General features: G+C 36.0%; 1 protein-coding gene. It reads left to right on the top strand.

The genetic code is table 11. The features are described from left to right. The first annotated feature begins 1 nt into the window (after position 1). Positions 2 to 544, top strand: a complete 543-nt coding sequence (locus MF4640_RS18900) for a cysteine hydrolase family protein (protein ID WP_058951821.1) — start codon at positions 2 to 4, stop codon at positions 542 to 544. Positions 545 to 556: the final 12 nt, after the last annotated feature.

Here is a 556-nt window from a genome sequence, read left to right as displayed (position 1 = left end):
TATGTCAAAATCAGCTTTATTAGTTATCGACTTACAAAATGAATATCTACCTACAGGTAAATTACCATTGGTAAATATTGAACAAGCTGCTGCTAATGCAGTGAAAGTAATTGCGAAAGCCCGTCAACTGGGTACTCAAGTGATTCATGTGCAACATATTGCTGATGCTGAATCTCCTATATTTGAACCTAGCTCAAATAGTATTGAATTTCAGGACACAGTTAAGCCTCAAGAAGATGAAGCTGTAATCATTAAAAATCACATCAATGCGTTCTTAAATACGAATCTCAAAGAAATTTTAGATAGCAATCAAGTGACTGAGTTAGTCGTGATTGGTGCTATGACGCATATGTGTGTTGATGCTGCTGTTCGTGCTGCTTCTGATTTTGGTTATAAGGTAAAAGTGATACATGATGCTTGTGCAACACTAGACTTGGAATTTAATGGCGTTAAAGTACCTGCTGGTCATGTCCATGCAACATTAATGGCCGCTTTTGAATTTGCATATGCTCAAGTAATATCAACTGAAGATTATGTTAGCTAAAGACTAAGATTT

The organism is Acinetobacter sp. MF4640 (genome assembly GCF_002018895.1).
Taxonomy (GTDB): Bacteria; Pseudomonadota; Gammaproteobacteria; order Pseudomonadales; family Moraxellaceae; genus Acinetobacter; species Acinetobacter johnsonii.
Note: the sequence above shows the minus strand (reverse complement) of the source record. Positions and strands in the feature narration are given on the sequence as shown.